The following is a 21,376-nucleotide window of genomic DNA, read 5'->3' as shown; positions in this document are numbered from 1 at the left end:
TCAGACCGACTGCGGCCCCCGGATCAGTCCGCCGGGCATTGCGCCCGTTTCCTGCCCGTTTTCCATGATCGGGACGCCGGACTTGATGGTCATCTGATAGCCGGTGGCCCGCTGGATCAGACGCCGCGCGCCTGTCGGCAGGTCGTAGGCCATGCGTGGCGCATCGATGCCCAGGCGGTCGAAGTCGATCAGGTTGATGTCGGCCAGGTATCCGGGGGCGATGACGCCCCGGTCATTCAGGCCGTGCAGGGATGCGGTGCTCTGTGTCTGGCGATGCACCAGCCATTCCAGCGGCATCAGCCCGCCCTTCTTCCGGTCGCGGCCCCAGTAGGCCATGTTGAAGGTCGGCAGACTGACATCGCAGATCACGCCGCAATGGGCGCCGCCGTCAGAGCCGCTGAAATGCGTGTGCGGTGCGGTCAGCATCTCCCGCACAGGTGCGAAGTCATAGTCGGAATAGTTCAGCAGGGGGAAGTAGATCAGGCCCCTGCCATCGAACTCCATCAGGGTGTCATAGGCGATGTCTTCCGGTCGGCGCCCCTCCGTTCGTGCCCGCTCGGCGAAGCATTCCGACCGGTCGGGTTCGTAGTTCGGGGGATCGCCCAGCCGGAACATCTTGTGCCAGCCCTTCAGGAAGAACTCCGCCATCTCGCCGCCCTTGCCACCGGACTCCTCGGTGATGATGGCTTCCCGGACCGCCGGGTCCTTCATCCGGGCGATCCGTTCCTCCCGCGAGAGGCCCAGCAGGGCACGGAAGCTGGGCTTGCCCTGGAAGGGATGCAGTGATCCCTCGAGGCACAGCAACAGGCCTGCCGTGCGACCGGAGACCTGGGCATAGACCTGTCCGCCCTCAGCATTGGCGCGTCCGATCTCCTGCAGCAGTTCGCGATACTTGCGCGGTGCGTCGTCATTCTGGAACAGCAGCAGGCTGACAGGCACGCCATAGCGGATGGAGAGATCACGGATCCAGTCGAGTTCCGGCTTGCCGGCCTTCAGCGTCAGGTCGGTGGCCATCTCCAGCACCCCGTGTCCCGCACGCTGCATCCCTGCCGCCAGGCCGAACATCTCCGCCGCGCCGGCATAGGTGCCGGGGACATATTCACCTTCCCGCGTCTTGTGGAAGATGGTGCGCGATGTGGAAAAGCCGAGCGCCCCGGCCTCCAGCCCCTCCTGCACGATATCGGCCATCTTGCGGATATCGTCTTCACCGGCCGTTTCCTCGTCAATGCAGCGGTCGCCCATGACGAAGGCCCGGACGGCGCAATGCGGCACCTGTGTGCCGATGTCGATGGCCCGCGGCTTCGCCTCCAGCGCGTCGAGATAACCGGGGAAGCTCTGCCATGACCAGTCGATGCCATCCGACAGGGCCGCGCCCGGAATATCCTCCACCGATTCCATCAGACTGATCAGCCAGTCCTCCTGATTCGGATGCACGGGCGCGAATCCGACGCCGCAATTGCCCATGACGACGGAGGTGCAGCCATGCCAGGACGAGGGCGTCAGATAGGGGTCCCAGAGCGCCTGACCGTCATAGTGGGTATGGATGTCGACCCAGCCCGGCGCGACCATCAGGCCGTCGGCATCGATCTCCCGCCGGGCGCGACCGTCAACCTTGCCGACGCCGACGATGCGGTCGCCGTCGATGGCCACATCGCCGGTGAATGAACTGCCACCGGTGCCATCGAATATGTTGCCGCCGCGAATGATGATGTCGTGCATGGCGCTGCCTCCCCGCAAAGCCGATTGCCGCCCGTTCGGTGACAGAAATGGGTGTCACGTGACGGGAAGCGGTCTGACGGGTGCATTCTGCCGTCTTTCCGGCATCGGCCACAAGGCAGGTCTGCCTGTGTGCTTCACCGGCGGGACACAGGGGCACACGACAGTACCCTGACGGCATAACACTTGTGTTGCGCTGCACAATGGCTACAACGCTGGCTTGATCTGATTGTCGCCGGGCATGAACCCGGCCGTCGATGTCCGGGGTGGTCGGTGACTGACTGCGTATCGGACCCTGGAACACCTGCACCGAAAGTATCACGTTGGCTCATTTTGACGGTGTCGTGCCGCCGCTTGCAGAAGCGCTGGCACGCAAGAACTACGAAACTCTGACCCCGGTTCAGCAGAATGTGCTGGACCCGGAACTGGCGAACTCCGACCTGCTGGTCTCGGCCCAGACCGGCTCGGGCAAGACGGTTGCCTTCGGCATCGCGCTGGCGCCGACCCTGCTGGCGGGGGAGGACCGGTTTTCCCGTGCCGAGAGGCCGCTGGCGCTGGTGGTGGCCCCGACGCGCGAACTGGCCTTGCAGGTGAAACGCGAACTGCAGTGGCTCTATGAGCTGACCGGCGCGTCCTTCGCGTCCTGCGTCGGCGGCATGGACATGCGGACGGAGCGGCAGGCGCTGTCGCGCGGGGCACATATCGTTGTCGGCACGCCGGGTCGGCTGCGCGATCATATCGAGCGTGGATCGCTGGACATGACCGGCATGCGGGCCGTCGTGCTCGACGAGGCCGACGAGATGCTCGACCTCGGGTTCCGGGAGGATCTGGAGTTCATCCTGGGGGCCGCGCCGGACGACCGCCGGACCCTGATGTTCTCTGCCACCGTGCCGAAGATGATTGTCAGTCTGGCCAAGCGGTTCCAGCGCGATGCGGTCCGCTTGGCGACGACCGCCGAGCAGCGCCAGCACGTCGATATCGAATACCGGGCCATGAAGGTCGCGCCGAGTGACCGCGAGAACGCGATCATCAATGTGCTGCGCTACTTCGAGGCAAAGAGCGCCATTGTCTTCTGCGCGACGCGGGAAAGCGTCAACCGCATGACCAGCCGTTTCACCAACCGGGGCTTCTCGGTCGTTGCGCTGTCCGGTGAACTGAGCCAGGGGCAGCGCACCCACGCGCTGCAGGCCATGCGTGACGGGCGGGCGCGGGTCTGCATCGCCACGGACGTGGCGGCCCGCGGACTGGACCTGCCGGACCTGGAACTGGTGATCCACGCCGACCTGCCGCAGAACAGCCAGGCGCTGCTGCACCGCAGTGGCCGCACGGGCCGCGCGGGGCGGAAGGGTGTCAGCGTCCTGATCGTTCCCTTCAATCAGCGCTTCAAGGCGGAGCGGCTGCTGCAGGGCGCGCGCATCGAAGCCAACTGGGGCAACCCGCCCTCGGTGGCGGAGATCACCGAGCGTGACGACCAGCGCCTGCTGCAGGACGAGACGCTGACGGAACCGGTGGCCGAAGCCGAGCAGGCATTCGTGGATCAGATCCTGGCGCAGCATTCCGCCGAACAGGTCGCCGCCGCCTTTGTCCGTCTTTACCGCTCCGGCCAGTCCGCGCCGGAGGAACTGCAGGATGATTCCCGGCCCGAGCGCGGGGAGAAGCGTGATCGCAAATCCCGGGAGAAGGCCGACTTCACTGACGGTACCTGGTTCTCGCTCTCCGTGGGGCGCAAGCAGAATGCGGAGCCGCGCTGGCTGCTGCCCATGCTCTACCGCACCGGCAATATTGCGCAGGGCGATGTCGGGGCGATCCGCATTCACGGTGGCGAGACCCATGTGCAGATCGCACCGGGCAGTGTCGACAGCTTCACCGCTGCCATCGGTCCGAACCGGACCATCGACAAGAACATCAACGTGACCCGCCTGGAAGGCACACCTGAAGCGCCGGACGAACAGTCCGACCGTACGCCCGAGCGGAAGCGCCCCTATGCGGGGAAGAACGCATCGCGCCGGGACTCTGGTGATGACGGTGACGATGATCGCGAGGGGCCGACGCCCGAAGCGACGGAGGAGTTGCGGGAGGAACGGCCTGACCGCGCGCCCGACCGGAAGCGTCCCTATGCGGGCAAGGGCAAGCCCCGCAAGTCGTTCGAGGTTCGCGGGGAGGGGCGCCTGGAAAGTGGATCGCCGGATGGCGCCGACAGGCCCCGCGCGAAGAAGTCCTACAAGCCCCGTTCCCCCAGGGCCGACAGCCCGGACAGGCCAGCGCCCGACGGTGCGGCCCAGACACGTCCGACAGGCAAGAAACCGTTCAGGTCCCGTGCCGCCGGGCCAGATGGACCGGGTGACAAGCCCCGCAAGGTGAAGAAGCACCGGAAGGGCAGCCCCCCACCAGCCGGTGCGCGCAAGCGCAAGGGGGCGGAGTAGGGCAGGCGCCACTGCCGCTCCGCTCCGGGTTTGACAAAATTCGGCGTCGGCAACAGCATGACGCTTCGGCGTGGGCAGGGTTTCCGCGCCTGAACACATGGGATCAGCAATGTACCTGTCGAACACGGCAGGGGTGGGAGCAAGGCGCCCGGGCCGGTAACGGAACCCGACAGGAAACTCCCATGCGCCTCCGTCATCAGCCGGGGGCGCTTTTTCTTGTCCGCAGCGGGCCGCAACGGCAATGCGGGAAGAGGGTTGAATGATGCGAGACACACAGCGCACGCCACCAGGCCTGCTGACCCTGATCCTGCTCAGCAGCCTGTCGATCGTATCCCTGAACCTGTTTCTGCCCTCACTGCCGAACATGGCGCGGGATCTCGACACCGACTATGCGACTGTCAGCCTGGCCATCGCGGGCTATTCGGCGGTGGCGGCGGTGCTGTTGCTGATCGTCGGCCCGGCCTCCGACCGCTACGGTCGGCGTCCGGTCATTCTGGGTGGACTGGCGATCTTCTGCGTCGCGTCGCTCGGCTGTCTGCTGGCGACCGATATCGTGACCTTCCTGTGCTTCCGGATGCTGCAGGCGGCCATCATCGCCGGGTTCGCGGTCTCCCGTGCCGCGATCAGTGATACCGCCGCCGCGGGCAAGGCCGCCAGCCTGATGGGCTATCTCGCCATGGCCTGGGCCATCGCGCCGATGCTGGGCCCGGTGGTCGGTGGCGTACTGGATGAACTCTTCGGCTGGCGCGCCAGTTTCCTGGCGTTCCTGACCCTCGGCTGCGCCCTGTTCGTGCTTTGCTGGTTCGATGTGGGGGAGACCAACACCAGCCGCTCAACGTCGATGATGAACCAGATCCGGGCCTACCCGGAACTGCTCCGCTCCGGGCGGTTCTGGGGCTATTCGCTCTGCATCGCCTTCTCCACAGGTGCCTTCTACGCCTTCCTTGGGGGCGCACCGCTGGTCGCTGTCGCGGTCTTCGAGATCTCTCCCGCAAGGCTCGGGTTCTATATCGGCAGCATCACGGCGGGCTTCATGTTCGGCAGCTTCCTCGCCGGCCGGTTCTCCGCCCGCTACGAACTGACGACCGTGATGATCACCGGTCGCCTCATCGCCTGCGGCGGGCTTTCAGTCGGGCTGCTGCTTGTGGCCTCGGGGCAGGTGTATCAGCTCATCCTGTTCGGGGCCTGCGCCTGTGTCGGTATCGGCAACGGGATCACCATGCCCAGCGCCAACGCCGGTTGCATGGCCGTGCGTCCGGGACTGGCCGGCAGCGCCTCCGGTGTTTCCGCCGCCCTGACCAACGCCGGCGGCGGCGCACTGGCCGCGTTCACCGGCACTGTATTGAGCGCGGAGAACGCGGCCTGGGGCCTGATCACCATCATGCTGGCCGCATCGGCCCTGGGCCTTGCCGCTGCCGTCTACGTCCGCAGGGCAGAGCGGGTCAGTGCACCTTCATCCTTTCCCGGGGCAGTCTAGTTGTCGGCGACGAAGGTCTGGCGCTGGTCGCCCAGCCCTTCGATTCCCAGGGTCACCACGTCACCGGGCTTCAGATAGACCTGCGGATTCTGGCCCATGCCGACACCTGGCGGCGTGCCGGTGGAAATCACGTCGCCCGGGTGCAGGGTCATGAACCGGCTAAGGTATGACACAAGGTGTGCCACGCCATAGACCATGGTGGCGGTGGAACCGTCCTGATAGCGCTTGCCATTGACCTCCAGCCACATCGACAGGTTCTGCGGGTCAGGCACCTCGTCGCGCGTGGCCAGCCAGGGACCGATGGGGCCGAAGGTGTCGCAGGACTTGCCCTTGGTCCACTGGCCCTCGTGCTCGATCTGGAACTCGCGCTCCGACACGTCGTTGGTGACGCAATATCCGGCGACATGGTCCAGCGCATCCGCCTCCGACACGTATTTCGCGGATTTGCCGATGACGACGCCCAGTTCGACCTCCCAGTCGGTCTTCACCGAACCGCGCGGGATGATGATGTCGTCGTTCGGGCCGACAATGGTGGAGCTTGCCTTCATGAAGATCACGGGCTCGCTCGGCACGGGATTGCCGGTCTCCGCCGCATGGTCGGAATAGTTCAGGCCGATGCAGATGAACTTGCCCGTGCCCGTGACGCAGGGACCCAGGCGCGGGTTGCCGTTCACGACTGGCAGGCTGCTGACATCGACACCGTCCAGGACCGAAAGGTCGGCCAGCAGGGCAGGATTGATGTCCGCTACATGCGCCGAGAGGTCACGCAACTGCCCCTCGCTGTCGAAGACGCCGGGTTTCTCGGCGCCCGGCTGTCCGTATCGTGTCAGTTTCATGGTTCTTCCCCCTCAGGATTGTTCTTGTTTTCGCGTGTTCAGACAGGCTCCGCCAGGAAGACCGGGATCAGGCGCGGTGCCTTCCTGCGATAATCCTCGTAGCGGTCGAAGGCGGCAACGGCAGCTTCCCACAGCCGGTCCCGTTCCGGCCCGTCCGGCACTTCCCGGACACGCATCGGCCAGACTTCTGTCGCGTCGCGAATCTCGACATCCGGATTGGCACGCAGGTTGTGGACCCATACCGGATCCTTCTCCGCCCCGCCCTTGGAACCGACCAGCACGTAGTTGTTCCCTACCTTGACCCGCATCAGGGGGATCTTGCGGATACCACCTGTCTTGTTGCCCATGTGGGTCACCAGAATGCAGGGCAGGCCGGTATCCATCAGCGTCGTACCCCTGGTGCCGCCGCTGCTCTCGTAGAGTTCGACCTGCTCGCGCACCCAGTCGGCGGCGGGCGGAAGATATTCAGCCATGGTGTACTCCCCTGAAAATGCCTGTTGCGGTCGGACCGCAGCGACTATCGTGCAACAAATTCGCGGGCTTGGGGAGGAATCAACAGTTGAAGCAGCGTATTCTTGGGCAGAACGGACCGAAGGTCAGTGTCGTCGGCTATGGTGCCATGTCGTTCACCGATTTCTACGGCAAGGCGACCGACGAGGGATCGATGCAGGTTCTGGACGCCTGTCTGGAGTTCGGCATCGACCATGTGGACACCTCCAACGTCTACGGCATGGGGCGGTCGGAGACGGTCATCGGCGAATGGCTGAAGCGCCGGGGCGGCGAATGTCCGTTCACCATCGCCACCAAGGGCGGCATCACCCGCAGCCCCGACCGCCGCTTCAACAATGACCCGGAGCACCTGACGGAACAGCTGGAGGGCAGTCTGAAACGGCTGGGTGTCGAGGCGGTCGATCTCTACTACGTGCATCGCCGTGACAAGGCGCACGAGATCGAGGCAGTGACGGAGACCCTCGCGGGGCTGGTCAAGGCGGGCAAGTGCAAGGCCATCGGATATTCCGAGATTGCACCCGGTTCCCTGCGACGGGCGCAGGCGGTGCACCCGATTGCGGCCGTGCAGTCCGAATATTCGCTCTCGACCCGGTCGCCGGAGCTGGGACTGGTGCAGACCTGCGCCGAGTTCGGCACCACCCTGGTCGCCTTCTCGCCCGTGGGGCGGGCCTTGCTGACCGACACGCCACATGATCAGGCATCGGTACAGGACATTGCCTTCATGAAGGACAACCCGCGCTTCGTGGAGCCGAACCTGAGCGCGAATCTGGCAAAGAATGCGGAGTTCCGCGCGCTGGCCGCCGACATGGGCGTGGCTGCGGCGACACTGGCGATCGCCTGGCTGGTGCATCAGGGGGATCACATCGTGCCGATCCCCGGTACGCGTTCCATCGATCATCTGCGCGAAGTGGCGGCGGGTGGCAGTCTGGACCTGAGCGCGGAAGATCTGAAGCGCATAGAGGAGGTTCTGCCGGTCGGCTGGTGCCACGGCGACCGCTACACCGCGACCCAGTGGGAAGGGCCGGAGCGGTACTGCTGAAACAGAAATTCAGAGGTGAATTTCAGGGGGTGTCGGGAAATGGTCGGAGCGGCGGGATTTGAACCCACGACCCCCACACCCCCAGTATGGTGCGCTACCAGGCTGCGCTACGCTCCGACGCGGCGGACCATAGTCGTTCCGGCTGCCGTGATCAATCGCCAGTCGTCAGCGCAAGCAGACTTTTCCGAAGTTCGATCAGTTCGCCCCGCGCATCCTCGATGGCGCGTCGCTGCAATACGCTCAGGCTGTCGACAACAGGGGCCTTCTTTGCGGCTGAACCCTGGTCGCGAAACATCTGCTGCACGCCCTTGATCGTGTACTTCTCCTCGTAGAGCAGATGCCGGATCCGCTGCAGCAGGGCCACATCCTCGGGCCGGTAGTAGCGTCGGCCACCGCCGCGCTTCAGCGGCTTTATCTCGGGGAACTTGCTCTCCCAGAACCGCAGGACGTGCTGCTGCACATCCAGTTCGGTCGCTACTTCGCTGATGGTACGGAACGCTTCTGGTGACTTCGCCAAGGCTGGTATCCGGTAGAAGAAGTTGCAGGGGCAGGGCGTCTCGATCGGCCCATGTCAGGCCAACCGCATCTCAGGTCCTGGCAGGTCTGCCCAGCAGGCCCTGGTTGATCTCGTCCTTCAGGACATGACTGGCCCGGAAGACCAGCACCCGTCGGGGTTCGATCGGGACTTCCTCACCGGTCTTGGGGTTCCGCCCGATGCGGCCACCTTTCTCGCGGACCTGAAAACTTCCAAAGGAAGAAATCTTTACGGTTTCGCCACTTGCGAGGTGATCTGCAATCTCCATCAGAACTGCATCGACCAGTTCCGAAGACTCGTTACGCGACAGACCGACTTCCCTGTACACAGCTTCACTGAGATGCGCACGGGTCACTGTCGAACCGCTCATAATCGTCGCTCCCCACTGCCACGCCTGTTCGGACTGCCATTCGGCATTGTTTTGTTGTTACGGCACATTACGCGCGAAATCCAATCCGGAGTCAAAGCAGTTCGGCGCAATTGTGTCAGTCGTTACCAGCGAACCAGCGCCGAACCCCAGGTGAAGCCACCACCCATCGCCTCCAGCAGCAGCAACTGACCGCGCTGGATCCTACCGTCACGCACGGCCTCGGTCAGCGCCAGGGGAACTGACGCGGCAGAGGTATTGCCGTGGCGATCAACGGTGACCACAACCTTCGACGGATCGAGTTTCAGCTTGCGTGCCGTCCCGTCCAGAATGCGCTTGTTCGCCTGGTGCGGAATGACCCAGTCGATGTCCTCCGCCTGCAGTCCCGTGGCATCCAGCGCCTCGCTGATCACGGCGGACAGGTTCACGACCGCATGGCGGAAGACTTCCTTGCCCGACATGCGCAGATGCCCGACCGTCTGGGTGCTGGACGGGCCACCATCAACATACAGAAGGTCGTGATGGCAGCCATCGGCATGCAGGTGACTTGTCAGGATGCCCCGGTCGGCATTGGTGCCGTCGCCTTCCATCGCCTCCAGCACGATTGCACCGGCCCCGTCGCCGAACAGGACGCAGGTTGTGCGGTCTTCCCAGTCGAGGATGCGAGAGAAGGTCTCGGCACCGATCACCAGCGCGCGGCGGAACTGCCCCGCCTTCAGGAAATTGTCGGCAGTGGCGAGTGCATAGACGAAACCGCTGCATACGGCCTGGATGTCGAAGGCGGCACCGTGGCGAATGCCCAGACGGGACTGGACCACGGTTGCGGTGGCAGGAAAGGTGCTGTCCGGGGTGGCCGTGGCGAGAACGATAAGATCAATGTCATCGGGCTGCAGACCCGCGTGATCCAGCGCATCGCGGGCCGCTGCCACCGCCAGATCGCCGGTGGTCTCCCCCTCCGCCGCGATATGGCGCTGGCGGATACCACTGCGGGCGACAATCCACTCATCGGACGTGTCCACCATGCCGGCCAGTTCGGCATTGGTCATGACCCGTTCAGGCAGATAGCTGCCGCTTCCGATGATCACGGAACGTATCATGCGTTGCCCGCTTTCTGCATTTCCCCACCCAGAAGGTCGATAGTCTGGCAGTCCTGAGCGATTCGTTCGATCATTCCGTCCTGAACCATGTCGGCGGCGATGCGGATGGCACTGGCGACACCGGTGGCATTGGCACTGCCGTGGCTCTTCACCACGACCCCGTTCAGCCCCAGGAAGACGCCGCCATTGTAGCCGTTGGGGTCGAGCCGGTTCTGCAGCCGCCTGAAGGCGCCACGGGCGATCAGAAAGCCCAGCTGGGCGATCCAGGAGGCGTTGATGGCCTGGCGCATCGTGTAGGTGACCAGCCGCGCCGCCCCCTCGTGGCTCTTGAGTGCGACATTGCCGCTGAAGCCGTCAGTGATGACCACATCGACCACGCCGCGCGTGATGTCGTGGCCTTCGACAAAGCCGTGATAGTGGAAACCGGCATCCTTGATGTTGCGCAGCCGCTCCGCAGCGGCGCGAACGATCTCGTTGCCCTTCAGTTCTTCCTCGCCAATGTTCAGCAGACCGACCGTCGGATGCACCCGACCCAGCACCGCGCGACAGAACGTGGCCCCCATCAGGGCGAACTGGACCAGATTGTCTTCATCGCAGACGACATTGGCGCCGAGGTCGAGCATGACGCTCTCCCCGCACTCGGTCGGCATGAAGCCGGCGATTGCCGGACGGTCGATACCGGCCTGGGGCCGCAGGGAGAACAGTGCCATGGCCATCAGGGCACCGGTATTGCCACCGGAAACCACACCATCGGCGTCACCGTCGCGGACGGCGTCGATGGCCATGCGCATGCTGGTGTCGCCGCCACGTCGCAGCGCCTGGCTCGGCTTCTCGTTCGAGCCAACGGTGCGTGGCGCGTGACGGATCTCGACACAGTCCGCCAGGTCACCACGCACAAGCGGTCTCAGCTTCGCTTCGTCACCGAAGAGAAGGAAACGTATGCCAGGATACTGAAGGCGGACATGAGTGATCCCGTCGACAACCGCGCCAGGGGCGTGGTCACCGCCCATGGCATCCAGTGATAGTGTCAGGGGACGGCTCATGCTGCGTGTGCCTGTTCAGGCGACGGGGCTCAGATGGCCTCGTCAGCCTCGAACACCTCACGCTCCTTGTAGTGGCCACAGGCTGCGCAGACATGATGCGGCAGCTTCATCTCACCGCAGTTGGCGCACTCGTGCGAACCGGTCGCGACCAGGGAATCGTGGGCGCGCCTCTGGTTACGGCGGGACCGCGTTACTTTCTTCTTGGGGACAGCCATTTCTACTCCTTAAAACCCTTCCGCCCGTGCGGCAGGGTCATGTCTCATCTCGCTTCAGTCGTGCCAGCGCCGCAAAGGGGCCGGTTGCTTCGTGCTTTCCGTCCGTCGCGGACGGCGGCAGGACAGCGTCTGCTTTCCTCGGAAACGGATCAAGCGACAATGCCAGATGCTCGGCAACCGCGGCGCCGAGATCCAGCCGATCCCCGTCCAGAGGTTCCGGCGGATCATCGTCGTCGGCGATATCGACTACACGATGTGTCTCATCCAGAACAGCCCGTGGCGTGTAATGCAACGTGATCGTCTCGTCAACATCGCCCGGTACCGGTTCCAGGGTCACGACGCATTGCTGCACCACTTGTGCACGCAGGTGAAACCGCAGGGTGACACCTTCATCAGCCGGCCAGATCGTCGCCTGCGCGCTGACGGCGGGCAGATCAAGCAGGTCGAAGGCCTCCGCCAGTGTTGCGCGGGCGGATTCGTCGAGCGTCAGCGTCACTTCCAGGCCCTTCTGGTCGATATCGGACAGGTCGACCCAGTGACTGAACAAGGGCGGGATTTCCGCGACCGAATCCGTCGTGTCCCTGTGTTTCATCATCAGACCTCCCTGTCCGGCATCAGGAACGTGAAACGCTCGGCCGCCATGTCCGCGAAGGGCAGTGCTGAAAGCATGTCCCAGTTGGCCATGACATAGGCCGCGAGCGCCGGCAGGGTGGCGTCGTCATCGGGGTCCGCGCGATAGACGTTCCTGTGCAGCGCCTGCTGCAGGGCCATGGCGTCGCCTGCGTCCAGCGCCGCATCATAGGCTGTCGCGCGCCCGTAGTAGGCGTGCGACATCTTCTTGACCCTGTGCCCGATGCCGATGTCCCCGACGCCGGAGAGGCGCAGCCCCTGGTCCAGATCCTTCAGCATCACGTCGAACAGGTACTGCGCCAGCCGCGGGGCAGGCCGGGCCTCCTTGTTCGCGCGGCGGATCAGCAGATGGACGTGCAGCACCAGCAGGTCGAAGCGCCCGTCAAACGTGTCGTCGACGTTCCAGTCGGTGTAGAAGAAGGGCAGCCGTGCCTGTTCACCCGCCATGCTGTAGAGCGAGTGGGCGGTCTTTCGCATCGGGTCGGGCTTGATCAGATCGAACAGGGACATGATATCTGGGGTCTTCCGCAGCAGACTTCAGGGTTCCGCAGTTGACTCGGACGGTGCGGTTCGGGCAATCGGAAAGCAACAGCTAGGTCCGCGAGGGCCCGGCGTCAATGGCCGGACGGTCAGGGTGGATCGGAACGACATGTTTGGACGCAGGAATTTCATGGTTCTGGCCGTTGTTGCGGGCCTGCTCGCGGCCTGTACACCCGACACGCATGTCGAGGGCTATCACCTCGACCGGGAACGCATCGATCGCATCCAGCCCGGCATCACGACACAGCAACAGGTGGGCGACATTCTCGGCAGCCCGTCCAGCGTGGCGACGTTCCGGGAGAATGCGGATACCTGGTACTACATCTCGAAACAGATAGAGAGCATCACCGAACTGGATGCGGAGGTGGTGGGCCAGCAGGTCGTCGCCGTCGACTTCGACGAGGTGGGGCGTGTCGAGAAGATCAGGGAATATGACCTGAAGGACGCCAAGGATATCCGGGTCGCGTCACGGACAACGCCGACACAGGGTGAGAAGCTGGGCTTCTTCGAGCAACTGTTCGGCAACGGGCTGCTGGGCGTCGGTCAGCAGTAGAGGCCCTCAGGGCGGATCGCTGTCGGTTCCGGCACTGTCCGGCCGCTCGGCACGGTCCAGGACAGTCAGCATCTCGTCCAGGACACGCTCATCGGTCGCCGCGATCTCTGCCGCCAGGCGATTGGCCAGCAGTGTCGCCTTCGCGCTGAGACCGGCGGTATCTATCACGACGCGCGGGTGGGACATGCGGGCAAGCTCGCGCAGGTCGTCCGCGTCCTCCCAGATCAGATTGAAATAGTCGATGATCTGCTGCACCAGCGACCAGCTCGGGCGACTGCGGTGACCATGCTCCAGCGCCGAGAGATAGGCAGGCGTGAGCTGAAGGTCCGCCGCCATGCGGCTGAGTGTCAGTCCCTGACGCTCGCGCAGCGCCCTGACACGCGTGCCGAAGGGCGTCATCCGCTGTCATCCCGCCTGTCATCCCGACGCCGTCGCAGCAGGACATAAAGTGCGCCGCTGCCGCCGTCGCGCGGCACGGCCGGTGCCGTTGACAGGACCAGGGGGGCGAGGTCGCCGGCCGCAAGCCAACCCGGCACTTCACGTTTCAGACGACCGGGTGGCTCAGGATTGAAGTAGGGACTGTCGCTTTCCGTCCGGCCCCTGTTGCCCTTGCCGGTGATGACCAGCAGGCACCGCAGCCCAGCGGCATGACAGGCCCGCACCCGCTGGCGCAGGGCCGCATGAGCCTGTTCGCGGTTGAGGCCATGCAGGTCCAGCCTCGCGTCGATCTGGAAGGTGCCCTTGCGCAGCCGCTCCGCGGTTCGCCGATCCAGTCCCGCAACGCGTCCACGGGCGGCAGGTGACGGCTGTTCGGTGGGGGTCATCGGTCGTGGTGTGGCTGGCTGTACGGGCGCTGGTGTAGCAGCGGGAGGTGTCGTCGACTTCTTCCGGCTGCTGCCCCTGGATGCGACGGGTTTCGCGGTCTCCGTGCCTGCTGGAGGCTGAGCGGCCTCCGCGCGACGCCGCTCCAGATCCTTCAGCCGTTCCATGGTCGAGGGCAGGGGAGTCACGGTCTGCGCCACCCGTTGCCACAGGTCGGTGTCATCCCTGTCGCCGGTCTTGCCCTTCGGTCTGCGGGGCACGCGGGCCATGTCCTCAGTCCTCGCCGGCGGCATCCCGTCCGACACCGTCAGCCATGTCATCCACCATCACGACATGCAGGCGACGCGGGCCATGCGCGCCCATGACAATCTTCTGCTCCACGTCGCCGGTGCGGGATGGCCCGGAAACGAGATTGAGCGTGCGCGGCAGCACCCCGGCACCGAACCGCTCCCGTGCCATGCCGAAGGCGTCCTCCATGGCGCGCACGACCTGGCTGCGGCGCATGACGACGATATGGTTGTCGGGGACGAAGTTGAGGGTCGGCGGAGTCTCCGGACTGGAGGCGAAAACCAGCGTTCCGGTCTCCGCGATGCCGGCGAAAGCGGGCGTTACGCCTGTCTGGTCGGTAATCTCCGCGGCACCTGAGGAAACCTCCAGCAGCGGTGCGCTGTCCCAGGGCAGATCCGTCACATCGGGCGACGGCGACAGCTTCAGCCTGCCAGGCAGGTTCAGGCCCTTCAGGTAATCGGCAACCGCCTGCGGGACCGCTTCAGGGGCCGCAATCTCGTCAACGGTGATCGCCAGTTCGCGGCACTTCGCCAGGAACAGGGCATAGCGTTCCGGCTCGGGCCGGTCTGCGCGTGCGGGAATGAGATTGGCTTTCGGATCGGCGATCCGTGCCGCCAATTCCTCCGGTGATCTGCGCAGGGGGTTGCCCTGATTGGCCGCGCTGATCTTCGCCAGCAGAGCGTCCTTGCCTGACATGGTGCATCCCCTTCAGCAGATGATCGACATGATCATGTCCCAATGCTCTATCGGTAAAGTCGGGGGGCATGCAAGCATCCCCGGTCACCGGGCGTCCTTGCATGCTGCCGGGCAGGGGACGTCAGGTGCGCGGACCGGCACTGCGTCCGGCCCGCCAGTGTTCCATGGCCGCGTTCAGTTCCGCCTCGTTGATCGGCTTGGCCAGATAGTCGTCCATGCCGGCGTCGAGGCACATCTGCTTGTCCTCTGCCATCGCGTTGGCGGTCAGGGCGATGATCGGGATATCGAGCTTGTTGCCATCCAGTGCCCTGATGCGACGGGTGGCTTCCAGACCATCGACTTCAGGCATGTGAATATCCATCAGCACCAGGTCGAAGTCATTGTCACGAACCGCGATCTCGGCCTCCGCGCCGTTCTCGACCGCGGTCACCTTGTGGCCGTTCTTGCCCAGCAGGGCGAGAGCGAGCATCTGATTGATCTCGTTGTCCTCCGCCAGCAGGATCCGCAGCGGACCGGAACTGGCGGCCCTGACCGGCCTGGCGGCATCATCGTCGTCGTCATTCACATCGACCTGATCGTCCACTTCCAGTTCAGGTGTCAGCAGACGGTAGAGAGAGCGGCGGCGGATCGGCTTCGTCAGATAGCCATCGAAACCGGCATTCTTCAGCGGTTCGTTCTCGGCGCGGCGACTGACCGGCAGCATGACAATGGCGCGCGTCGATGCGAGCTTGGGGTCCGCCCGCAGCTGTTCGATGAATTCTGTCGCGGGAACGTCTTCCAGCGACCCGTCGAAGAGGACGGAATCGTAGGGTGTGCCCTTGGCAGCCGCGGCGCGCAGCAGTTCCAGTGCCTGCCCGCCGCTGGAGGTGCGCTTCGCAATCGCGCCGCCGTCGGTCAGTTGATCGGCCAGCGCCCAGCGGGCGATACGATTGGCTTCAGCCACCAGAATGCGTTTCTGGTCCAGACGCGCTTCGGCGCGGGGGGAAGTGCCGCCCTTGGCCTTCTTCAGTTCGATCTCGAACCAGAAGGTGCTGCCCTTTTCCTTTTCGCTGATCAGGCCGATCTCGCCGCCCATCTTCTCGACGATACGCCGGGTGATCGCCAGACCCAGGCCGGTACCGCCGTAACGCCGGGAGACCGAGGAATCGACCTGCGTGAATTCCTCGAACAACTGTGCCTGCTTGTCTTCGGGGATGCCGATGCCGCTGTCGATGATCTCCACGCGGATGGCCGCGGAATCGGGCCGGTCCTGCAAGAGGCGCAGCGCAATCACGACGCCGCCTTCGTGGGTGAATTTCACGGCGTTGCCAGCCAGGTTGACGATGGCCTGGCGCAGACGGCCCGGGTCACCGATCAGGTGCCGCGGAATGTCCGGGTCGGCCATGGCCATGACCTCGATGCCGCGCTCGAACGCCCGGGGCGCCAGCAGTTCGGCGATCTTCTCGCACAGTCCGGCAATATCGACATCAATGCTCTCGAACTCCAGATAGCCGGCTTCGATCTTGGAGAAGTCGAGAATGTCGTTGATCAGGGTCAGCAGCGACTGGCCGGATTCCTGAACCGCATCGGCGTAATTCTTCTGTTCTGCCGTCAGTTCGGTATCGAGCAGCAGGCTGGTCATGCCCAGAACACCGTTCATCGGGGTGCGGATCTCGTGGCTCATGGTGGCCAGGAAGCCGGACTTGGCGCGGTTCGCGGCCTCCGCCTCGTCGCGGGCTACGCCGAGCTCCCGCTCCGTCTCCTTGCGGTCCGTGATGTCGCGCCCGACCCGCTGGATCTCGGTGATGCGTCCGTCCGGGTCGCGCAGCGCCACATCTTCCCAGGCAATCCAGCGCCAGCCGTTGCTGGTCAGGACACGCTGGTCGTAGCTGGCGCGGTAGGGGGGGATGCTGATGCGTTGCAGGTCGAAGGGCTGCGATCCCTCCTCGACGGCCACATTGACCGTCAGGGGCTTGCCGATGGCGTCTTCGTTGCTGATCCCCAGGGTCCGGCCGAGTGCTTCATTGGCGAAGCTCAGGCGGCCGCGGGAGTCCAGTCGCACGATCAGGTCATGCTGGGTCTCGACCAGGCCGCGATAGCGTTCCTCGTTGGCGCGGAGGGTGGAGTTCATGTCGTTGAGCAGTTCGACCGTCTCAGACAGGCGGTCCGCCATCTCCGTCATGCGATGGTTCTGGCTGTTGAGCCGCATGTACTTACGCCGCGCATCCTCGATCAGGACACCGACGATCAGGACAATGATGATGACGAGGGCGCTGACGGACTTGGGGCCGATGGCGATCTTGCCTTCGCCCGCGAAAAGGTCGGCATTGAAGATCAGAACGACAGCAGCAACACCGGCAATGGCAATCAGCGGCGCTGCGTAACGCAACCACCCCTGGCCAATCCGTCCTGCCCGCCGTCCGGAACCTATGTCTGACACTCCCCGACTCCAAAACGCGAAGGTGACATGAAAAGATGTGCCAAATCGTTACCGATCCAGCATCTCAACTGTTAACCCTGGCGTCGATGCAAGAACCGTGCGATCACAGTACCAATCGCATCAGATGAGTGAAAGGGGTAGTCTGATACTTCATTTCTCCGGCGTTGGCGTCCGGGATCAGGCGTCGATCTTGCCCGCTTTCGGTTCCACGTAGTAATCCGGGAACTTCTCCTTCACCACGGGGCTGTAGTCTGCCCAGGCGTGGCAGGTGTTCAGGATTCCGGGGCGCCCGTCAGCTTTCTTGCCGCCCATGTTCTTGATCGGCCAGATGGTCTGCATGGTGGCCGTGGCCATCTGTGGCAGCAGTTCGACGATATGGGTGCAGCCCGCGGTGCCGCCGACCCTCTCGCGGGCCTTCCTGTTGAAGCCCGGTCCGATCCGCAGGCCGGCAAGCGCGGCGAAGTTCGGCGCGACTTCCTTGCACATGCTGTAGGGCGTGATTTCCGACCAGGCCTCGGCGGCATGGATCATCATGTCCTCATCGACGGTCAGGCGCAGCCACATCTTGTGAACCATGCCGTCGTCGCGCCGTTCCATCATGTTCCCGTAGGGCACCGGCTTGTGGTCGGAGATCATGCCTTCCATGTCCCACAAGCCATCTTCCCTCTCATATCCGCAGATCTCGATCTTGCGCGTATGGCGGTGGGCGCGTTGGGCCGGTTCGGACAGGGCCATCATGGTTCTCCAGCAATTGCACTAAGCGGGCGACGGCGGAAGATACCAGTGAAATGGCACAGGTCCAGACCGGTTCACGAATGGCGGGTATCTCCCGTGTCCCGATCCGCGGGTCCGGGCAGGAAGATCGCGGCAGCCCGGGACCGGCTGGCCGTCAGCCCCAGGCGATCGGCAGGGAGGTCAGGCCCCGCAAGGTGAATGTCGGACGCCAGTCCGGCTCGTCGGGCTTCTCCAGCCGCAGATCGGGCAGTCGCGCCAGCAGGCTGCGGAATGCGATATCGGCTTCCACCCGCGCAAGCTGGGCGCCGAGGCAGAAGTGAATGCCGCCACCGAAGGACATCGGTCGCACATCCTTGCGGTCAACGCGGAAGCTTTCCGGTGCGTCGAACGCGGCGCCGTCGCGATTGGCCGACCCCAGCAGATTGATGATGTGGTCGCCCTTCGGAATGGTGACGCCATTGACCTCGACATCTTCCATCGCGGTGCGGCCGGTCATCTGCACGGAGGAATCGAAGCGCAGCATCTCCTCGATCGCGCCCGGCACCAGATCGGGATTGTCACGCAGCTTGGCGTACTCGTCCGGGTTCTGCAGCAGGGCGAGGAGCCCGTTGCCCAGCAGGTTGACGGTCGTTTCGTGCCCGGCGCCGAACAGCAGGATCACGTTTCCGACCAGTTCCGCCTCCGTCAGCCGTTCGCCGGCTTCCTCCGCCTGCACCAGGACCGTCGTCAGATCGTCCTGCGGTTCGGCGCGGCGGCGGGAGAACAGGTCGCGGAAATAGGCCTCCTGCCGCGAAAAGCCGTCGCCGATCTCCTGCAGTTCCTCTGCGCTGACCGGGGTCGGGTCGATCAGCCGCCCGGAGATCTTGGAACCGAACTCGAAGTGGCTGCGATCCTCCGGCGGGATGCCGAGCATGTCGCAGATCACGTTCACCGGCAGCGGATAGGCAAAGTCCCGGATGAAGTCCATCCGGCCGCGCGGTGCCGCCCGGTCCAGCAACTCATCGACAAGCGTCTGGATCTGGGGACGCAATCCGTCGATGCGGCGTGCCGTGAAGGCCTTGGAGACGAGGCCGCGCAGGCGGCTGTGGTCCGGCGGGTCCTGGACCAGCATCCATGTGCGCATGTTGGCGTAGACCGGATTGTCGAAGACATCGTCACCGTTACGCATCTTCATGCGCTCGTCGAAACCCTTCCCGAAGCGGCGGTCCTTCAGGATCATCTGCACGTCGGCGTAGCGGGATGCGACCCAGAATCCCAGGGGCGTCTTCATCAGCGGCTGGTTTTCGCGCAGCAACTCGAATGACGGGTAGGGATTGCGCAGGAACTCCGGCGAGAACGGGTTGAAGAGCGGTGCGTCGGCGACCGGTGTCTGTTCGTTCATGCTGTGCCTCCCGGGCAATGTCGGCAGAATTGATGACCGCCGTTCATTTATCCGGGAAGGTTAAACGCGAACCACCAGTTCCGGCAAGTCATCCATGTGCTGAAAAACCCCCTCCGCACCCGCATCCAGCAGCATCTGCCGGTCACGATCGTGATCACGGTGACTGCCGCCGGTGAAGCCCAGCGCCCGCATGCCCGCCGCGCGCGCCGCCTGCAGGCCGAAGGGGCTGTCCTCCACGACGACGCAGGCGCGCGGATCGACATTCATCTCGCGGGCGGCATGCAGGAAGAGGTCGGGCGCGGGCTTGCCGCGTTTCACCATGGTGGCGGAGAACAGTCGTCCGGCGAACAGATCGATGATCCCGGTCGTGCCGAGGGTGAGGGTCATCTTGCTCACCTCGCCGGAGGATGCGACGCAGGTCAGGGCCGTGATCCGCTCCACCGCGCCGCGCACACCGGGAATGGCCTTCACTTCCCGCGCCAGCACCTCGGCGGTGCCGGTCCGGATGTCGCTGACGAAGCTGTCGGGCAGCCGGACGCCAAATCTTTCAAGCACAAGCTCCGCGCAACTGCTCAGCGACAGGCCGACGAACGTCGCCTCCGTCTCCTCGACCTCTATCGCGACGCCATGGTCGTTGAGATAGCGGGTGAGCAGCCGGTTTGCCGGGCGCTCGCTGTCCACCAGGACACCGTCGCAGTCGAAGATGACGAGGTGGCTCATTCCGCGCAGGCTGCCGGCTTCGCGGGCGCGCGGCAGAGCAGCAGGCCATCATCGGTGACAGACCCGGCAATCAGCATGCCATCGATCCGCAGAACCCCGGTGGCGCCGCTGACCGGGTCGCCGTCCGGGTCATCATGCAACAGGGTGCAGCTGTCCGGCCTGTCCGGGTCGAGGGAGATCAGCCGTGTCGGCGCACTGCTGAAGAACGGCCACTTCCGCATGTAGAAATACAGGTCCATCGTGTCGGGATGCACGGCGGTCAGCAGGTTTCCGTCCACATCCATGTCCAGGTTGTCCGGTCCGCCGGGCACGGGAATGGTCCTGGCCGGTCGTTTCAGGCGCCCGTCGATCAGTTCGTAGGCCCTGATCCGGTCGGCCTGCGTCTCCGCCACATAGACAGTCGGTTTCTCGCCTTGGTCGACAAGGACGCCGTTCGCGAATGCCAGACGGTCATCAAGGATCTCCGGCGCGTCGGCGCGTGTGAGATCGACCATGGCGATCTTCGAACGCTCCTGTCCCAGCAGCAGTTCGAAGAAGGCGCCGATCCCGCCACAGGCGCCGCGATCCAGACTGACGATGGCGGTGTTCCCGTCCAGGGCGTCCAGGTCATTGGCGGCGCATATGTCTGGATGCGAATAGGTGCCTTCATGATCCAGCGCGCCATTCGGGGCGACGAAGAAGACCTCGATCGAGGTTCCGGCCGTGCCGTCATCGCGCCGCGCGGTTCCCATCTCGCGATGGTTGATCACCATCAGGCGCCCGGTCTGCTTGCCGATGCGCTGGTCCAGAAAGCCCGCCTTCGGCAGTTCCGGTTCCCACAGCGCGAACCCGTGCGGGTGCAGGACCTGATCCTCCTGAAAGAGTTCGGTGAGGTTCGGAACCGGCAGGTCAATCGGGCGCGAGACCTCGATGAATTCCCGCTTCAGGCGCGGGAACGAGATGGCATAGATGCCGTTGGCGACCGGTTCGTCCGCATCCCCGTCGGCCCAGCGATCATGGGCGGACAGCAGGATCCGCTTGCTGGGGGCGTGCCATGCCAGGTCCTCGATGCCGCGCAGCACCGCACCGGTGCTCGCATCGGTCAGATGCACCTCCCGGCAATCGGCGGCGTCGGCCGTCCCTGCAGACGGCACAGCGGCGATCAGGGCCGTGGACAGTGCGATCAGGACGCGCCGCGCTGCCCCCACAATTCCGTGGTGCTGGTCTGTTCTGGACATGGTTGCGCCCGAAACCCTTTCTGACGACGATGGCCTCACAGCCAGAGGATGACGAGAAGCGTCATTCGGTCAACCACCATTCCCGCCGCAGGGCAGGCGCTTCCCGGTCGGCGGTCC

General features: G+C 64.5%; 20 protein-coding genes, 1 tRNA gene and 2 pseudogenes. 4 read left to right on the top strand and 19 right to left on the bottom strand.

Features of this window, described 5'->3' with window-relative positions; genetic code table 11:
- Complete coding sequence (locus QGV55_RS09595; RefSeq protein WP_281017036.1) at positions 1-1,719, bottom strand: D-aminoacylase; 1,719 nt, start codon at positions 1,717-1,719, stop codon at positions 1-3.
- Positions 1,720-2,039: 320 nt separating this feature from the next.
- Here QGV55_RS09595 and QGV55_RS09590 point away from each other — a divergent pair, with 320 nt between their 5' ends.
- Positions 2,040-4,139 (top strand): DEAD/DEAH box helicase, encoded by a 2,100-nt coding sequence (locus QGV55_RS09590; protein WP_281017037.1) that lies wholly within the window; start codon positions 2,040-2,042, stop codon positions 4,137-4,139.
- Positions 4,140-4,398: 259 nt separating this feature from the next.
- Positions 4,399-5,616, top strand: coding sequence for a Bcr/CflA family efflux MFS transporter (locus tag QGV55_RS09585; protein WP_281017038.1), 1,218 nt, complete (start codon positions 4,399-4,401; stop codon positions 5,614-5,616).
- Here QGV55_RS09585 and QGV55_RS09580 read toward each other — a convergent pair.
- Together QGV55_RS09580 and QGV55_RS09575 are read right to left on the bottom strand one after the other, a co-directional pair.
- The gene (locus tag QGV55_RS09580) at positions 5,613-6,452 is read right to left on the bottom strand and encodes a fumarylacetoacetate hydrolase family protein (RefSeq protein WP_281017039.1); all 840 of its coding nucleotides are present in this window, start codon (positions 6,450-6,452) and stop codon (positions 5,613-5,615) included. The genes QGV55_RS09585 and QGV55_RS09580 overlap by 4 nt on opposite strands.
- Positions 6,453-6,490: 38 nt before the next feature.
- Positions 6,491-6,925, bottom strand: a complete 435-nt coding sequence (locus tag QGV55_RS09575; protein ID WP_281017040.1) for a nitroreductase family deazaflavin-dependent oxidoreductase — start codon at positions 6,923-6,925, stop codon at positions 6,491-6,493.
- A gap of 86 nt (positions 6,926-7,011) precedes the next feature.
- Between QGV55_RS09575 and QGV55_RS09570 the strand changes: the two genes are divergently transcribed.
- On the top strand, positions 7,012-8,001 hold the full coding sequence (locus QGV55_RS09570; protein WP_281017041.1) for an aldo/keto reductase: 990 nt from the start codon (positions 7,012-7,014) through the stop codon (positions 7,999-8,001).
- A 40-nt stretch (positions 8,002-8,041) separates the two neighbouring features.
- Here the strand turns inward: QGV55_RS09570 and QGV55_RS09565 are convergent.
- The 8 genes and pseudogenes from QGV55_RS09565 to QGV55_RS09530 all read right to left on the bottom strand — a co-directional run bounded on the left by QGV55_RS09565 (position 8,042) and on the right by QGV55_RS09530 (position 12,398).
- Positions 8,042-8,118: transfer RNA gene (locus QGV55_RS09565), tRNA-Pro, on the bottom strand.
- A gap of 175 nt (positions 8,119-8,293) precedes the next feature.
- Positions 8,294-8,518: pseudogene (locus QGV55_RS19755) on the bottom strand (MerR family transcriptional regulator); the annotation flags it as partial.
- A gap of 70 nt (positions 8,519-8,588) precedes the next feature.
- Positions 8,589-8,942 (bottom strand): annotated as a pseudogene (locus QGV55_RS09555) (integration host factor subunit alpha); the annotation flags it as partial.
- 86 nt (positions 8,943-9,028) lie between these two features.
- Positions 9,029-10,000 (bottom strand): beta-ketoacyl-ACP synthase III, encoded by a 972-nt coding sequence (locus QGV55_RS09550; RefSeq protein WP_348637619.1) that lies wholly within the window; start codon positions 9,998-10,000, stop codon positions 9,029-9,031.
- Positions 9,997-11,043 carry a phosphate acyltransferase PlsX gene (gene plsX, locus QGV55_RS09545; protein ID WP_281017044.1) on the bottom strand — a complete coding sequence of 349 codons (1,047 nt, stop codon included), beginning with the start codon at positions 11,041-11,043 and terminating at the stop codon, positions 9,997-9,999. Before plsX ends, QGV55_RS09550 begins: the two co-directional genes overlap by 4 nt.
- A 29-nt stretch (positions 11,044-11,072) precedes the next feature.
- Entirely contained in the window at positions 11,073-11,258 is a 186-nt protein-coding gene (gene rpmF / locus QGV55_RS09540; RefSeq protein ID WP_281017045.1) for a 50S ribosomal protein L32, read from the bottom strand.
- A gap of 37 nt (positions 11,259-11,295) precedes the next feature.
- Complete coding sequence (locus tag QGV55_RS09535) at positions 11,296-11,850, bottom strand: DUF177 domain-containing protein (protein WP_281017046.1); 555 nt, start codon at positions 11,848-11,850, stop codon at positions 11,296-11,298.
- Between the two features lie 2 nt (positions 11,851-11,852).
- A complete protein-coding gene (locus QGV55_RS09530; RefSeq protein ID WP_281017047.1) occupies positions 11,853-12,398 on the bottom strand; it encodes a ubiquinol-cytochrome C chaperone family protein in 546 nt (181 codons plus the stop codon).
- 139 nt (positions 12,399-12,537) lie between these two features.
- On the opposite strand from QGV55_RS09530, the gene bamE reads away from it, so the two are divergent.
- On the top strand, positions 12,538-12,981 hold the full coding sequence (gene bamE / locus QGV55_RS09525) for an outer membrane protein assembly factor BamE (RefSeq protein ID WP_281017048.1): 444 nt from the start codon (positions 12,538-12,540) through the stop codon (positions 12,979-12,981).
- Positions 12,982-12,987: 6 nt separating this feature from the next.
- On the opposite strand, the gene QGV55_RS09520 is transcribed toward bamE, so the two are convergent.
- From QGV55_RS09520 to QGV55_RS09485, 8 genes are all read right to left on the bottom strand, one after another.
- On the bottom strand, positions 12,988-13,380 hold the full coding sequence (locus tag QGV55_RS09520) for a helix-turn-helix domain-containing protein (protein ID WP_281017049.1): 393 nt from the start codon (positions 13,378-13,380) through the stop codon (positions 12,988-12,990).
- Positions 13,377-14,072 (bottom strand): Smr/MutS family protein, encoded by a 696-nt coding sequence (locus tag QGV55_RS09515; protein WP_281017050.1) that lies wholly within the window; start codon positions 14,070-14,072, stop codon positions 13,377-13,379. Before QGV55_RS09515 ends, QGV55_RS09520 begins: the two co-directional genes overlap by 4 nt.
- A gap of 4 nt (positions 14,073-14,076) precedes the next feature.
- Positions 14,077-14,787, bottom strand: coding sequence for an LUD domain-containing protein (locus tag QGV55_RS09510; RefSeq protein WP_281017051.1), 711 nt, complete (start codon positions 14,785-14,787; stop codon positions 14,077-14,079).
- Positions 14,788-14,908: 121 nt separating this feature from the next.
- On the bottom strand, positions 14,909-17,155 hold the full coding sequence (locus QGV55_RS09505) for a response regulator (protein WP_281017052.1): 2,247 nt from the start codon (positions 17,153-17,155) through the stop codon (positions 14,909-14,911).
- Positions 17,156-17,383: 228 nt separating this feature from the next.
- Positions 17,384-17,941, bottom strand: a complete 558-nt coding sequence (locus QGV55_RS09500; RefSeq protein ID WP_281017053.1) for a DUF2889 domain-containing protein — start codon at positions 17,939-17,941, stop codon at positions 17,384-17,386.
- Positions 17,942-18,095: 154 nt separating this feature from the next.
- Entirely contained in the window at positions 18,096-19,322 is a 1,227-nt protein-coding gene (locus tag QGV55_RS09495) for a cytochrome P450 (protein ID WP_281017054.1), read from the bottom strand.
- 60 nt (positions 19,323-19,382) lie between these two features.
- On the bottom strand, positions 19,383-20,042 hold the full coding sequence (locus QGV55_RS09490) for an HAD family hydrolase (RefSeq protein ID WP_281017056.1): 660 nt from the start codon (positions 20,040-20,042) through the stop codon (positions 19,383-19,385).
- Positions 20,039-21,259, bottom strand: coding sequence for a hypothetical protein (locus QGV55_RS09485; protein ID WP_281017057.1), 1,221 nt, complete (start codon positions 21,257-21,259; stop codon positions 20,039-20,041). Before QGV55_RS09485 ends, QGV55_RS09490 begins: the two co-directional genes overlap by 4 nt.
- Positions 21,260-21,376 lie beyond the last annotated feature (117 nt).

It is taken from the genome of Minwuia sp. IMCC3009 (assembly GCF_029909415.1).
Taxonomy (GTDB): Bacteria; Pseudomonadota; Alphaproteobacteria; order Minwuiales; family Minwuiaceae; genus Minwuia.
The sequence above is the reverse complement of the archived record's forward strand: the minus strand, read 5'-3'. Positions and strand labels throughout refer to the sequence as shown.